A 14,404-nucleotide genomic window follows, 5' to 3' on the forward strand; every position below is an offset into this window, starting at 1 on the left:
AAAACCTCTTATGACTTTAGCTGAATTCCGGGATTCCTTAAAATTAGATCAGCCAAAGCCAAATCTGTCTGTTCCATTAAAGGCACTTTGGTATGATGGCAAAGGAGAGTGGAACAATGCCCATAATGAAGTGGACCCTTTAAGTGATATCTCTTCTTCTCGTATTCATGCCTATTTACATCGCAAAGAAGGTGATATCTGGAATGCCGATTACTGGTACAGGAAAGCAAAGGAAACTCGTCCGAATGTTTCTTTGGAAGAAGAGTGGGAGATGTTGGTAACGAGATTCTTGTAAAGAATTCAAGGCACAAACGTTTCAGTTTCTTTGTTGATTAATAACTAAGATGAATAAAATATCTGACACAAAAAAAGAGACCACCTTTCGATGATCTCTTCATTATATTGTATTAGATAAATGATTATTTAACTTGTTCTTCAGCCCTTGCGATATAAGCATCAATCATTTGCGCCTCTGCACTTTCAGGGTATTGCGTTTTGATTTTGGTGTAAGCCTCTACTGCACCTTTAAAATCTTTTTGATTTTCTGCAACCAAACCTAATTTTTTAAGGAACATTGGAGAAGTGAATTTGCTTGCTTTATCAGAAGCTTTTTTGTAATAAGTTGAAGCTTGTTTGTAATCTTTTAATTCACTGTAAGCATCACCCAATAAACCTAAAGCTAAAGGGTCTGCAACCGGGCTTCCAGTAGCGCTATATTTACTTAATGATTCCACAGCTTGTTTATAGTCGCCTTTACGTAAGTAAATTCCGCCTAAATATAAGTTGGCTAAGTTAGCTGATTTTGTATTGTCATATTCTTTAGCAATTTGCTCTAAACCAGGATAACCACCTTCGCCTTTAATTGCTTTGTTAGATAAAGAATCTACACCGATATATTGTTCTGCCTTAAACATTTTGCTTGCAGCTTCTTCGGCACGACCTTTCAAGTACACATTTTGATACCAAAAATATACACCAATTAATAAAACCACAGCACCTGCTATAAATAGTAAGCTCTTGTTATTTTCCTGTAAGAATGAACCTTTTTTAGTAGGTTGAATTGTCTGGTTATCTGTTGTAGACATGTTTGTTTAAAAAATTTAAGATTGCAAAAATACATTTTTCAATCAAAGAATCAATCTTTATTTTGAAGTATTTAATTAAACATTAGTTATTTAGAGGGTAAAAAACGGTAAATTGCGCCATATTTATGTGGTTAAAGAATATTACGCTTCTAAATTTCAAAAACTATAACGATGCTGACATCCAGTTTTCGGATACGGTAAACGTTTTTACGGGTGATAATGGCTCTGGTAAAACCAATATGCTCGATGCAATTCATTACCTCTGCCTTTGTAAAAGCTATTTTAATCCTATTGATGGTCAGCAAATAAAAGCAGGGCAGGAAATTTTTATGATTCAGGGCGATTTTGACCGAAGCAATAAAAACGAAAAAATTTCATGTGGCGTAAAGCGTAACCAGAAAAAACAGTTTAAACGCAATAAAAAGGAATACGATAAACTTGCAGACCATATTGGATTATTTCCTGTAGTAATGGTTTCTCCATATGATGTGAATTTAATTATGGAAGGGAGCGAGGAACGCAGAAAGTTTATTGACAACGTCATTTCTCAAACCGATTCACACTATCTCGATCAGTTAATCTCTTACAACAGAATTCTTCTCAACAGAAATGCATTGCTGAAACAAATTGCAATTACCCGAAAATATGATCCTACATTATTGGAGATTTTGGATGAGCAACTGGTTTTAGCGGGGAATAAAATATTTGCCACCCGAAAGGCTTTTATGGATGAGTTTATTCCGCTGTTTAATCAATATTATACCTACCTTACTGAAAATAAAGAAACCGTTGAATTAAATTATCAATCTCAGTTGAATGATAGTGCTTTTGGTGAGTTGCTGCAAAAGTCGGTTGAAAAGGATCGGGTTTTAGAACGTACCACCACGGGCATTCACAAAGATGAGCTGGCTTTTGTAATTAGCGGAATGCCCCTAAAGAAGTTTGGATCACAGGGCCAGCAGAAATCTTTTTTAATTGCGTTGAAGATAGCACAGTATGCCTATCTCGCCAAAAATAAAGGATTCAAACCCCTGCTTTTGCTCGATGATATATTTGATAAATTGGATGATAGCCGGGTGCAGAAGTTGATGCAAATGGTCTCTCATCACGATTTCGGACAGATATTTATTACCGATACAGGGAAAGAAAGAGTGAAATCTATTTTTGAAAAAATAGAAGTTGATGTAACTTTGTTTGAAGTAGAAGAGGGACAAATAAAAAATGCGTAAACCGAATGATATTACCATGAAAGATGCCGTGAGCAAAATGCTTGACGTGTATCGCTTACGCCGTAAATTCGATGAAACCTCTATTTTGGCGGTGTGGCCTGAAATTATGGGAACCGCTATTGCCAACAGAACCACTCAACTTTACATTCATGATAAAAAATTATTTATCAGAATAGAATCTTCGGTGATTAAAAATGAACTGGTGTTGGTTAGACAAGGAATTATTCAAAAGTTAAACGAACATGCCGGTAGTCAGGTAATCACTGAAATGGTGTTTCTTTAAAATTACATCCAATAGCATACGCTTGTAATATAATAAGCCTGATTATGAAAATAATCAGGCTTATTATTTGGGCTCCAAACTTAAGGATGCCGGGTTAAAACTAGCTTCTTCCGCCGCCGAATATTTTGGCCAAAATCCAGATCAGTAGTGCAACTACCACTACAACTATAATAATACCCGACCAAATGCCGGCTTTAAATATACCTCCAACAAGTTCACAACTGCTTAAGGTAGTGCATAGAAATGCGATTAGTGCTATAGGTAGTATCTTTTTCATATGATGTTAAATTATGTATATGCTAACATCAAAGCGTAAAGAAAGTTTTAATTAAGGCTATTTGCCGTTAACTTTTAACAATTCTACTTCAAAAATTAAAGCACTATATGGTGGAATATCAGCACCTGCGCCGCGTTCGCCATAAGCTAAGTTATACGGAATGAAGAACTTATATTTTGAACCTGCAGGCATTAACTGAACGCCTTCAGTCCATCCAGGTATAACCCTGTTTAACGGGAAACTAATTGGCTCGCCTCTGTCATAAGAGCTATCAAATTGTTTGCCGTTCAATAAAGTTCCTTTGTAATGAACCAAAACTGAATCAGTAGCTGTTGGTTTTATGCCAGTTCCGGCAGTTAAAACCTCGTATTGTAAACCGCTGGCTGTTGTTTGTACGCCAGCACGTTTTTTGTTTTGTTCTAAGAAATCTTGTCCTTCTTTTATCATGGGTGCAAATTTAATTTTGTTTGCTTCTGCTTCAGCTTTGTTTTTTACTGCTGATGCTTTTGTAATGGCTTCGTTAATACACTGTTGTGCTTGTTCCTGGGTTAAAATAACTTTACCGCCGGTAAATGCGTCTTTCAATCCCTTCAACAAAACGTCGTAATTTAACGTAGATAAACCGGTGGATTTTAAGCCCGACCCGATTGATGTCCCGAAGGCGTAACTCGTAGAATCGAGGCCTGATCTCAGTCCGGTAATAACCGTAGTTGTTTTTGTGGTCGTAACGGTTTTCCTGGCAACAAGTTTTTTTGCAGCAGTTTTAGTTTGTGCATTTGCTGCAACAGCGATACTTGAAATGCATACCGCTAATAAAAATTTCTTCATTGTGTATGGTGTTGTGATTATTTTCAACGTTATATCCGGTTGATTATTTTAAGTTGGAAAGATACAAAATTGATAAAACAATAAAACCCCGAATGATCGAGGTTTCATTGTAATTTTTTCTCTTATAAAAGACTAGAAACGCTCATCTGCTTTGAAGAAGAAGTTGCCTTCGATTTCAGCGTTTTCGTCAGAGTCTGATCCGTGAACCGCATTAGCATCAATTGATTTCGCATATTTCTGACGGATAGTTCCTTCAGCAGCTTCAGCTGGGTTAGTAGCGCCAATTAATTTTCTGAAATCTTCAATTGCATTATCTTTTTCTAAAATGGCAGCAACTATAGGTCCTGAAGACATAAAGCTTACTAAATCTTTATAGAAAGGACGTTCAGCGTGAACTGCATAAAACTGACCAGCAGTTTCATCAGTTAACTTTGTATATTTTAATGCAACAATTTTGAAACCTGCATTGGTAATGTCGTTTATGATCGATCCGATGTGGCCGTTTGCAACTGCATCAGGCTTGATCATTGTAAAAGTTCTGTTAGTGCTCATTGTATGAATATGAAATTTTCTGCAAAAATACGTTTTAATTGATGAATATTAAAAGGATAACGTTAAATAGCTGACATTAATATTAATTTTTACTTAGCTTTGCAGCGCAAAAATATATGTTGACATTAACAGAATTAAAATCCCTACTGGCTACGCCACAACGAATTGTGATCACTACGCATCATAAACCTGATGGCGATGCAATGGGCTCATCATTAGGTTTATATGGATATCTGATTCAAAAAGGTCATCATGTAAAAGTGGTTACGCCAACCGATTATCCTAGTTTTTTGCACTGGATGCCGAATAACGGAGATGTAATCATCTTTACTGAAGAGCAGGAAAAGGCTACAAAATTGGTAGATGAGGCTTCCATTATTTTTTGTTTAGACTTTAATACCTTAGGTCGCATCAATGAGCTTGGCAAATTGGTGAGGGCTGCTGGCGCTAAAAAGGTGATGATAGATCATCACCTGGAACCCGAAGATTTTGACGATTATCGTCATTGGGATATCAATGCCTGTGCTGCTGCACAATTGGTTTATGATTTTATTGTGAACCAATTAGATGACAAAGCAGGGATTAACAAAGATGTGGCATCTTGTTTATACACAGGAATCATGACAGATTCAGGTTCGTTTCGTTTTGAGTCCGCAACTTCAAATGTTTATCGCATTGCTGCTGATTTAATTGATCTTGGTGCAGAACACTGGAAAATTCATCAGGCAGTTTACGATAATGCCAGCGAGGATCGTTTGCGTTTTCTGGGTTACTGTTTATCGAACAAACTAGAGGTAATCAGGGAATATAATACAGCAATAATTTCTGTAACAAAAGAGGAGCTTTCTCGCTTTAAAAGTGAAACGGGCGATACCGAGGGTGTTGTAAATTACGCTCTATCAATTAATGGTGTTCGCCTGGCGGCACTAATTATCGAAAGAACAGATAAAGTGAAGCTATCGGTTCGATCTACAGGTGATTTCCCTGCAAACGAAATTTGCAAGAAGTACTTTAACGGTGGCGGGCACAGAAATGCTGCCGGTGGCGCCTCAGAAAAACCTTTGAATGAGGTAGTAGATGAATTTAAATCTATACTCGAGGAATATAAAAATCAATTAATTGCATAAGCAAGAAACCAAATAAAAACAAGTTTAATTATAAAATGAAAAAAGGAATAATTGTTCTTTTAGCGGCAACTTTAGGTTTAGCTGCTTGTAACAAAGAAAAAAAGGGAGCGGGTGGTTTGTTATACACTATTCACCATTCTGAAGGAAATGAAAAAATTAAAGAAGGTGATATCGTTAAAATGAACTTTATTCAGAAAAATGATAAAGATTCGGTTTTAGGCAGCACTTATGACATGGAAAGCCCTCAGGTATTTCCTGTTCAGAAAAAAATGTATGCTGGTGATATGAATGATGTATTAACCTTATTTGGAGAGGGTGATAGTGCAACTTTCAAAGTAAACCTTGATACAATGGCTTTCTATAGCAAACAACCTAAGCCAGAGCAATTCAAAAATGATAAATACATCACTTTTACTGTGAAAATTGAAAAGGTATTCGCTAAGAAAGCGGGCGAAGCTGATTCAACTTTCAACAAAAGAGCTGGTGAGTTTTTCCAGGCTGATTTCAAAGCAAGTGCAGATAAAAAGAAAAACGCGGAAGAAGGAAAGTTAAAAGCCTACATTGCAGATAACAATTTAAAAACAACTACTTCGGCAACCGGTCTACAATATATTATCAAAACTCCGGGTAACGCAGAAAGAGCTGCTTTAGGCGATACCGTTACTTTAAGTTATACAGGTAGAGTTACGAAGAAAAATGATAAAGGAAAATACCCTATTTTTGATACCAGCGATGAAAAAACTGCTAAAGAAGAAGGTAAATTTCAAGCAGGAAGACCATATGGCCCAACTAAAATGGCTATTGGATCAACTATCCCTGGTTTTACAGAAGCAATTCAGTTAATTGGTAAAGGTGGTAAAATTACAGCCATTATCCCTTCAAAACTTGGATATGGTGAGCAAGGCGCTCCTCAGGTAGGTATTTTACCATACAGTCCAATCGTTTTTGATATCGAAATTACTGACATCAAAAAAGGTACAGCACCAACTCCTGCAGCCCCGGCAGCACCTGCTATTAAGTAAGAAGTTTATAATCAATGAATAAAAAATCTTGCCCAATAATATTGGGCAAGATTTTTGTGTTTAAAAGCCTGCCAAACGACGAAATGAACGCAAATTAGGTTCATGGTCTACAATACAATCTAAATAATAATGAAAAGAACATTAATAATTTTATTTGCTGCAATTCTGGGTCTAACTGCTTGTAATAAATTTGAAAAAGGCGAGGGAGACATGACCTATAAAATTTACAAAAGTGAAGGAAAGCCTAAAATTCAGGAAGGCGATTTCATTAAGTTTAATGGAATACAGATGATTGAGACCAAAGATGGAGACTCAACGCTAGTGAATACTTACGATAATGAACGCCCGGCATTTTTCCCGGTAACGAAATCGATGTTTAAAGGTGACCTGGTTTCTGCATTGAAGCTTTTGGGTGAAGGTGATAGCGCCTCATTTAAACTCAATTTGGATTCAATGGCTAAATATTCTGGACAGCCAAAACCAGCAGAGGCTAAAAATAACTATGCAACCTTCACCGTAAAAATTGAAAAGGTGTTGCATAAAGTTGCAAACGAAGCTGATTCAGTTTTTGAAAATAAAAAACGGGATTTTTATAAAGCAGAATATGAGGTTTTGATCGCAAAAAACAAAGCGAACGAAGCAGCTAAAATAGCAAAGTACATTGCAGATAATGATCTAAAAATCACAACTACGGCATCTGGATTAAATTATATCATCGAGGCACCGGGAAATGCAGTTCGTGCTGAATTAACAGATACGATTTTGGTGGATTATACTGGTCAGTTTACCAATAAAAAAGCTGATGGCAAAATCAATGTATTCGATACATCAAATGCAGCAATTGCAAAAGAGGCGGGGATTTATTCACCTATGGCGCAGTACGCTGCCAGACCGCTTGTTTTGGGCCAGTTGCCTGCGGGATTTGCTGAAGGTGTTAAGATGATCGGCATTGGTGGCAAAATTAAAATTATTATTCCATCTAAATTAGGCTATGGAGAAAATGGCGGTGGCCCTATCAATCCATTTACGCCTCTGGTTTTTGATATTGAATTAAAATCAATAATTAAGCCTAGTGCCGTAGCAGCAGGAAGCAGATAGATTTCATCTATTTCTATGGATCCCAAAAATTGATTTAGTAATCAGTTTTTGGGATTTTTTTTGTCTATATTTTTTCACACTTCAATCGCAATAATTTTTATAAATTAGGTTAACCACTAACCAATCTATATGATGCGCTTGCAACAATCTACTTTTTATAAGTACGGCAAAATCGTGTTGTTATTTTATCTTTTGGCTGCTTGTTGCCCAAAAGTTTTTGGTCAGAATAAACAAAAAGAAATCGATCGGCTGATTGTACAGGTGCCCATGCTTATGCGTAGTGATGCGGGTAGTGCAAAAAAGCAAATTGCCATAATCAATCGTCTCTCCAATCAGTACCATTACCAGCACGGGAAGATCGAAAGTGCCTTTTTTCGCTCCTGGATAAAATATCGTGAAGCCTCAACAGACGATTGCATCATGTCAATTGATAGTGCGCTTAAAAATATTGCCTTAATCGAAAAAGATTCTTCTGTAGTTAAATTTTATATTTTAAAAGGCCAATGCTACGTTAAAAAACGATTGTTTAATCACGCAGTAGATCATTTTAGTATGGCGCTCGACATTGCTGAGAAAAACAAGGATCACACTAATAAAACAGGCGCTTTAATCAGCATTGGCTGGGCCTACATGGAAAATGCGAAGCCGCTCGAAGCCATCAACTTTTTTAATGAGGTTCTTAGGCTCAACCCTCAAAAAAAATATCAAAACAGGGCAACGGTATTATGTAATATTGCTTTTTGTTATAATCTATTAAAGCATTATCAATATGCTGAAAAATATGCACTTAGAGGGATTCGAACTGCTAAAGAATTAAATAGTGTGATGGACCTGGCGAACGGCCTGAATATTCTGGCCAGAAGTTATTACCATCGGAATCAGTTTCCAAAGGCCAAACTTTATTTGCATGAAGCCAGTATAGCAAGAGCTAAAATTGCCGATCCTGCAATGCTGGCCAGTGATTATCTTGAGCTTGCTGATGTTTATAATAAGTCAGAGATGCCTGTAGCAGGTATTGAATATGCCCGCAAAGCGGAATTGATAGCGCAAAAAAATAAGATAGATTTAAAACTGGAGAATGCTTACACCATCCTAAGCAAATTATATAGTAAAACCGGAGATTATAAACGTGCTGCTTCGTATTATGAAAAACTCATTTCGTTGAGGAAAGAAAATGAAAGTGAAGATTATGTCAAAGCACTTGCTGAATTGCAGGTGAAATATGATAGCGAGAAAAAGGCGTCTGAAAACCTCAAGCTTAAAGAAGAAAATCTCGAAAACAGACTTAATATCAGTAATAAACAACGTTGGCTTATTATTTTGATCGCCAGTTTATCTGTATTTATATCAAGCAGTATTTATTTTTATTTCTATATTCAAAACAAGTATAAAAGCCAGAATGCGGTACAGAGGTTTCTTGAAGAAAAAAATAAGGCTGTAGCGATTTTGGAAACTGAAGAAAATGAGCGCAGGCGAATATCCGGAGATTTGCATGATGGGGTAGGGCAAACGCTGGCCGCAGCATCGCTTCAACTTAAAAAAGCGAAAAATGATATTGCACAGCTGCAAAAGTTAGATGACCTCATTGATCAGGCGGCTAATGAAGTGCGAATGCTATCGCATGAAATGACGCCCGAAATGGTGCTGCACTTCGGTTTGGTGAAAGCAATGGAACAGGTAATAGATCGGCTTAATGATGTGCAGAACTTTACCGTTTTCAAATTTTTTAAACACGTTGAGTTTGATGATGTGAATCAGGTAAGGGCGGTGGTTGTTTACAGGTCGTTTCAGGAGCTTACTAACAATATTTTGAAACATGCCAAAGCAAAAAATGTTGGCGTTCATCTTAACATGAGTGATGATGAAATTTTGCTAATGATTGAAGATGATGGTATCGGCTACGATAAAAATGAAATTAAACTAGGTTTAGGATTGCAAAATCTGGAAAGTCGCATTCGAATTTTTAATGGTCATTTAGAAGTTGATTCGACTATTGGTAAAGGCACTACCACCATTTTAAGGTTCTCTTACTAGTAATTATGATTCTAAAATCGCTGACATGAAAAAGATTAAAGTATTTTTAGTTGATGATCATGATATTCTCATGGATGGCATTGAGGCAATTTTGAAAGATGTCGCCAATCTGGTTGTTGTAGGAAAAGCAAATTCGGTTGATACAGCTCAGGAACTAATAAAAAGTAGTGTTCCTGATCTTATTTTAACCGACATTAGCCTGGGTGAAAAATCAGGATTAGACTTAACCAAATATGTAAAAAAAGAATACCCTCAAATTAAAGTGATGGTGCTTTCTATGCATGATGATATTTTAAATATGACCAATATGCTAAAGGCTGGAGCCTCTGGGTATTTGCTTAAAAATGTAAAAAATGCTGAACTGCATAAGGCCATTGTAACGGTAATGGAGGGCGGAAGTTATATTCAGGATTCGATTGCATCTAAGTTGAAAAATGTTACCCAAAATACGCATCAACATCAGATAAATAATTTATCTGCACGGGAAATAGAAATTATCAGACTCATTTCGAAGGAACACACCTCAGCAGAAATTGGTAAAATGTTGTTTATTTCGGAACATACTGTTGAAACTCACCGTAAAAATATCTGGAGAAAAACCGGGGTAAAATCAACCATAGGTTTGCTCAATTTTGCCAAAGATCAGCATCTGCTATCCTGAAGAAAGATGTGATTCATCCTTTAAATAAAAATCCGCTTTTGTTACAAAAGCGGATTTAGAAGATACTCAAACTGATTAATCCTGAGGTTCAAGATACTGGGCATAGCAATACCCTTCTTCACCATCTTTAGTTCTTACCAGCCACCACAAATCATTGCTACGATTTACCAGGGTAATGATTTCATGATGCGCCGCTTTACCAACAATCGGCTGATCCGTTCCAGGACCTTTTCGAATATTTAAATTGCTGCTTTGGGTAATTACTTTCGCATGAGTGGTAGCCGCATCAACGCTAACATTTACATTCAGTACTAAGTCGCCAGAAGTAAAGTTAGGATCAATTTGATTGTAAACTTCCCAGAGATGATCCTTCGTAGCGCCATCGGCTGCAGTTCCATCTACATATAATATTCCGTCTTGCGCTCTTACAGCAAGATCACTTATTCCAGCGGCAACAGCTGCATCGGTTAATGCCTTATATTTGTCTTGTAATAACATCGGTAGAATTATTTTACAGTTAATTTGTTTTCAATTTTTTTAGGTTTTAATGCACTTAAATGCTGCATTAAGGTAATCAGCGAAGCTTTTTTAATTTCACCTGTAAGTGTAACTACACCATCTTTTACACTGGCTTTTACCGTTGGGAAATCTTTGGTTGCATCGGCAACATTTTTAGCTAATACAGGGTCTTCTGAAATGACCACTGGCGCAGCTGCAGGTTTTACTGTTAAGTTGTTTACGACTGATTTTACTCCTTTTTCAGCTTTGGCTATTTCTTCGGCTTTAGCTTTGGCTGCATCATCGGCAACTTCGCCTGTTAATGTTACAGCGCCTTTAGCTACGGATACGGCAATGCCTGCGGCTTCTTTTGCCTGCACTGCAGCCTGAATATCTGCATCTTTTGGAGAGCAGCTCGCCAAAAATAGCGTTCCTGCAATCACAGCACTCATTAAAAATTTACTTGTTTTCATCCTTTTATGATATTGTTGTTTAAATTTTAAATTGTTAAATGGCCTTTTTCGGGATGACCATTTGTTGCAAATTAAACAAGGATGATTTTTGAAGGGGCTAATATAGGAATTGAGTTGATGTTAAATGACTAATCAATCTTTTTATTTATTCACATTTGTTGATGTGAAGGCAAAAGCTGTATATGGAATTTTCCTTTGAGAAGGATGCTTAAGATTCAATCAAATTATCTAGGTGTCCAGCTTTTATAAGGATGAATGGTTAAGCAGGAGTTGTAATATTTTTTCTCATGGGTAACTTCTTCGGCCACCCAAGCCGGAAGCTGGAAGTTCTCCTCTTCAAACTCCAATTCAATTTCTGCAACAATCAGTCCGGCATTATCGCCAGAGAAAACATCAACTTCCCAGATCTTGCCCTCATGCGGAATTTCATATCTGATTTTCTCCAGTTCAGATTCAGCAAATTGATCCAGTAGCTCAAGTCCTTCTTTCAAAGGGATTTCGTATTCATATTCTAACCTTGAGGCGCCGGTAGATATTCCCTTGATCGTAATCCACGCCGCAATTTCGGTGGTGCGTACGCGAATAGTTTTATTTGGATCACTTACCAGATAACCTTGCCTCAGAAGTTTTCCTTCTGGCTTTGCAAAGCTATTCCACTCAGTTTCCTTAATGAGGAACTTCCTTTCGATTTCTTTACCCATTATTTAGCTCTTTTTAGTAAATCGGAAATGGGCATGCTAATTAACCTTCCAACAACCTGTTTTCCTTTGTAAGTAATTACCCTCAGCATACTGGCATCTTTAGGTGCCGTTAGTGCTCCGGTATATTTTGGATAAAATCGATCCGGGCTCGAATTATCAAAGCTGTAATAAATATCAAGGCCTTCAATTTCTGGCGTTAATTCAATTATCAACTGCTTATCAGCGTTGCGTTTAACTGTAAACACTGGGTCGTAAATGGCTGGAGAATATTTGATTTCTGCCAGATCCAATCTTTTAAAATGTTGCTCTGTACGGTCGATAAAACTTGTCCAGTTTTTTTTCTCTATCGGACTCCAAACAGACTCTGAGATGGCAAAAGCACGAGGCCAAAGCATGTATTGAACCTGTCGGAAATTGAAAATCTGCTCCGTCCACAGGTTTGCCTGTCCGCCGATAATAAATTTTGGATCAGCCCCAGCTGGTATAGGGTTAAACTGATAAGCTTTATTTAACCGTAAAGAGGCATAAACCTTCGGTTCTGTAATCTGATCGGCTTGCATATAATCCAGATAAGCGAAATCAGTCGGACTCATCACCACGTTATGTTTATCTTTTGATGCCTGAATACCATACTTTAGGCCTCTCCAGCTCATTACTGAAGCTGTAGGTGAAACACCACCTTCCAAAATTTCATCCCAGCCCATAAACTTTTTGCCTTTTGAAACCACGATTTGTTCAACACGTTTCTCAAAATAAGCCTGAACCTGTGGAATGGTTTTTAGTCCTTCGCGTTGCATTAATGCCTTCACCTGGTCATTTTTCTCCCAGAAATTATGGGGCGCTTCATCTCCTCCCATGTGGATATATTCGAAGGGAAAAAGCTTTGCTATTTGTGTAATTACGGTGTCGAGGAATGTATAAACTTTTTCATTTGCAGGGCAGAGTGTGTTATCTACCAATGCCAGAGGAGGTGCCCCGCGGCTCCAATCCATAATTTTCTCGCCGGAACGCACCTTATAGTTTACCGCATCTGGTGTGCATGAAAGTTCCGGATAGGAGGCAATCGCAGCCAAACTGTGTCCTGGCACATCAATTTCGGGCATAATATTGACGAAGCGATCTTGTGCATATTGTACCAGCTCTTTAATATCTTCCTGCGTATAAAAGCCGCCATAGGTGCGGGGTTCATTTGCCGTTGGAGGAATAAAATCGCCAAAGGTTCCGGTTTTTTGAACACTCCATGCACCAACTTCGGTGAGTTTAGGTAAGCCTTTGATCTCAATTCTCCAGCCTTCATCGTCAGTTAAATGAAAATGTAAAAGATTGAATTTGTAGCGAACCATATTATCGATAAACTTTTTCACTTCTTCCTTGGTAAAAAAATGGCGGGCAACATCAAACATCAATCCCCTCCAACCCAGCTTAGGATAATCGATCACATCCACACAAGGCAATTTCCACCTCACATTTTCTACCAGCTCCTTACTTTCAATTTCTACTGGAAAAAGCTGAATTAAAGATTGAACACCCCAGAAAATTCCGGCAGGTTTGTTGGCGCTAATTACAATTTGAGTTGGGTTTACATTTAATTTATAGCCTTCCATGCCCAATTGAGCATCAGGTTGCGGATTGATTATTAATTTAATTGTAGGATGATTTGCAGTAGTTACACGGCTTACAAACTTTCCTGTAGCCGTTTCAATCCGCTCAGAAAGCACAGCTATCGCTTGTTGCAAATCTTCACTTTTAGATGCCTGAATGCTGATATTTTCCGGAAGCGTAAACGTCCCAGCCTTTTTCATTAATGAAACAGGTTCTGGTATGATGGCAATTTGCGCTTGCGCAACCGGACTGTCGCCTTCAGCAACTTCAGGTTCATTTATTATACTTTGAGCGAAAGAATTTGCTGTGAATAAGCAGATGGAAAAAATCAGAAATAGGTTTTTCATTATCAATAAACTGCGGTATAATCGAATAATTATTAATCCGCAATTTATTAAAAAAAGATGGCTTTGATTTTATTTTAATGGATTTTGCATAAATTTCACTTACTAAAATGAATAACAAAAAATATTTGTGCCACTATAAATTTCTAGATGAACAAAAAAATAATTTTCGTGATTGTAGCAGTAGGTATTGCTTACATGGTTTACGGGTTTTTATCTCAAAGTTTTAAGGATGAAGAGTTTAAAAGTAGTTGTGAAAAAAAACGTGAATCAATCAACGACTTTAGTTTTTGTGTTGCCAGAGCGCACCGGCCTCAATAACTTAACTTTGAAACTTAAAAACGGTGCTGGTAAGCCAGTAAAGAAAGTGTTGACAGAAGATCCAAAAACAAAAGAATTACGATACACAGACGGGTTTTCCATTCACGATACACTTGAATTAGTTACGCCCGAAAAGCAGTATGAAATTTATGGTTTTGAGTATAGCGCCATCACCATTAATGAAAAAAAGGGGTTGGAATGTGCTTATAATGGTGCTTATATTGATGGAAAATGGAATGACAGCAATGTGTTTATGTTAAAGTAACATT

Annotated in this window: 17 protein-coding genes; 9 read left to right on the top strand and 8 right to left on the bottom strand. The window is 37.3% G+C overall.

Annotation, left to right across the window (positions count from 1 at the left end; all coding sequences use genetic code 11):
- Window positions 1-10 precede the first annotated feature (10 nt).
- On the top strand, window positions 11-295 hold the full coding sequence (locus EA772_RS08780) for a hypothetical protein (RefSeq protein ID WP_124912552.1): 285 nt from the start codon (window positions 11-13) through the stop codon (window positions 293-295).
- 124 nt (window positions 296-419) lie between these two features.
- On the opposite strand, the gene EA772_RS08785 is transcribed toward EA772_RS08780, so the two are convergent.
- Window positions 420-1,085: a tetratricopeptide repeat protein gene (locus EA772_RS08785; RefSeq protein WP_010601956.1), complete on the bottom strand. Its 666-nt coding sequence runs from the start codon at window positions 1,083-1,085 to the stop codon at window positions 420-422.
- Window positions 1,086-1,210: 125 nt separating this feature from the next.
- Here EA772_RS08785 and EA772_RS08790 point away from each other — a divergent pair, with 125 nt between their 5' ends.
- Window positions 1,211-2,314, top strand: coding sequence for a DNA replication/repair protein RecF (locus tag EA772_RS08790; RefSeq protein WP_010601955.1), 1,104 nt, complete (start codon window positions 1,211-1,213; stop codon window positions 2,312-2,314).
- A complete protein-coding gene (locus EA772_RS08795; RefSeq protein WP_010601954.1) occupies window positions 2,307-2,597 on the top strand; it encodes a DUF721 domain-containing protein in 291 nt (96 codons plus the stop codon). Before EA772_RS08790 ends, EA772_RS08795 begins: the two co-directional genes overlap by 8 nt.
- Window positions 2,598-2,697: 100 nt before the next feature.
- Here the strand turns inward: EA772_RS08795 and EA772_RS22045 are convergent, their stop codons facing one another.
- From EA772_RS22045 to EA772_RS08805, 3 genes are all read right to left on the bottom strand, one after another.
- Window positions 2,698-2,874 (bottom strand): hypothetical protein, encoded by a 177-nt coding sequence (locus EA772_RS22045; RefSeq protein WP_010601953.1) that lies wholly within the window; start codon window positions 2,872-2,874, stop codon window positions 2,698-2,700.
- Between the two features lie 57 nt (window positions 2,875-2,931).
- A complete protein-coding gene (locus EA772_RS08800) occupies window positions 2,932-3,702 on the bottom strand; it encodes an FKBP-type peptidyl-prolyl cis-trans isomerase (protein WP_124912554.1) in 771 nt (256 codons plus the stop codon).
- Between the two features lie 132 nt (window positions 3,703-3,834).
- Window positions 3,835-4,254, bottom strand: a complete 420-nt coding sequence (locus tag EA772_RS08805) for a nucleoside-diphosphate kinase (RefSeq protein ID WP_010601951.1) — start codon at window positions 4,252-4,254, stop codon at window positions 3,835-3,837.
- Between the two features lie 116 nt (window positions 4,255-4,370).
- Between EA772_RS08805 and EA772_RS08810 the strand changes: the two genes are divergently transcribed.
- The 5 genes from EA772_RS08810 to EA772_RS08830 all read left to right on the top strand — a co-directional run bounded on the left by EA772_RS08810 (window position 4,371) and on the right by EA772_RS08830 (window position 10,196).
- Window positions 4,371-5,381 (top strand): bifunctional oligoribonuclease/PAP phosphatase NrnA, encoded by a 1,011-nt coding sequence (locus tag EA772_RS08810; protein WP_124912556.1) that lies wholly within the window; start codon window positions 4,371-4,373, stop codon window positions 5,379-5,381.
- Window positions 5,382-5,416: 35 nt separating this feature from the next.
- Window positions 5,417-6,403 carry an FKBP-type peptidyl-prolyl cis-trans isomerase gene (locus EA772_RS08815; protein ID WP_010601949.1) on the top strand — a complete coding sequence of 329 codons (987 nt, stop codon included), beginning with the start codon at window positions 5,417-5,419 and terminating at the stop codon, window positions 6,401-6,403.
- A 129-nt stretch (window positions 6,404-6,532) separates the two neighbouring features.
- Complete coding sequence (locus tag EA772_RS08820; RefSeq protein ID WP_124912558.1) at window positions 6,533-7,501, top strand: FKBP-type peptidyl-prolyl cis-trans isomerase; 969 nt, start codon at window positions 6,533-6,535, stop codon at window positions 7,499-7,501.
- A gap of 129 nt (window positions 7,502-7,630) precedes the next feature.
- A complete protein-coding gene (locus EA772_RS08825) occupies window positions 7,631-9,535 on the top strand; it encodes a histidine kinase (protein ID WP_124912560.1) in 1,905 nt (634 codons plus the stop codon).
- A 25-nt stretch (window positions 9,536-9,560) separates the two neighbouring features.
- Window positions 9,561-10,196, top strand: coding sequence for a response regulator transcription factor (locus EA772_RS08830; RefSeq protein ID WP_124912562.1), 636 nt, complete (start codon window positions 9,561-9,563; stop codon window positions 10,194-10,196).
- Window positions 10,197-10,271: 75 nt separating this feature from the next.
- On the opposite strand, the gene EA772_RS08835 is transcribed toward EA772_RS08830, so the two are convergent.
- From EA772_RS08835 to EA772_RS08850, 4 genes are all read right to left on the bottom strand, one after another.
- A complete protein-coding gene (locus tag EA772_RS08835) occupies window positions 10,272-10,694 on the bottom strand; it encodes an SH3 domain-containing protein (protein ID WP_124912564.1) in 423 nt (140 codons plus the stop codon).
- An 8-nt stretch (window positions 10,695-10,702) separates the two neighbouring features.
- On the bottom strand, window positions 10,703-11,167 hold the full coding sequence (locus tag EA772_RS08840; RefSeq protein ID WP_210405086.1) for a BON domain-containing protein: 465 nt from the start codon (window positions 11,165-11,167) through the stop codon (window positions 10,703-10,705).
- A gap of 224 nt (window positions 11,168-11,391) precedes the next feature.
- The gene (locus EA772_RS08845; RefSeq protein ID WP_124912566.1) at window positions 11,392-11,868 is read right to left on the bottom strand and encodes a CYTH domain-containing protein; all 477 of its coding nucleotides are present in this window, start codon (window positions 11,866-11,868) and stop codon (window positions 11,392-11,394) included.
- Window positions 11,868-13,817, bottom strand: a complete 1,950-nt coding sequence (locus EA772_RS08850) for a beta-N-acetylhexosaminidase (RefSeq protein WP_124912568.1) — start codon at window positions 13,815-13,817, stop codon at window positions 11,868-11,870. Before EA772_RS08850 ends, EA772_RS08845 begins: the two co-directional genes overlap by 1 nt.
- A gap of 229 nt (window positions 13,818-14,046) precedes the next feature.
- On the opposite strand from EA772_RS08850, the gene EA772_RS08855 reads away from it, so the two are divergent.
- Window positions 14,047-14,400, top strand: a complete 354-nt coding sequence (locus tag EA772_RS08855; protein WP_124912570.1) for a hypothetical protein — start codon at window positions 14,047-14,049, stop codon at window positions 14,398-14,400.
- Window positions 14,401-14,404 lie beyond the last annotated feature (4 nt).

This window comes from Pedobacter sp. G11 (assembly GCF_003860265.1).
Lineage (GTDB): Bacteria > Bacteroidota > Bacteroidia > Sphingobacteriales > Sphingobacteriaceae > Pedobacter > Pedobacter agri.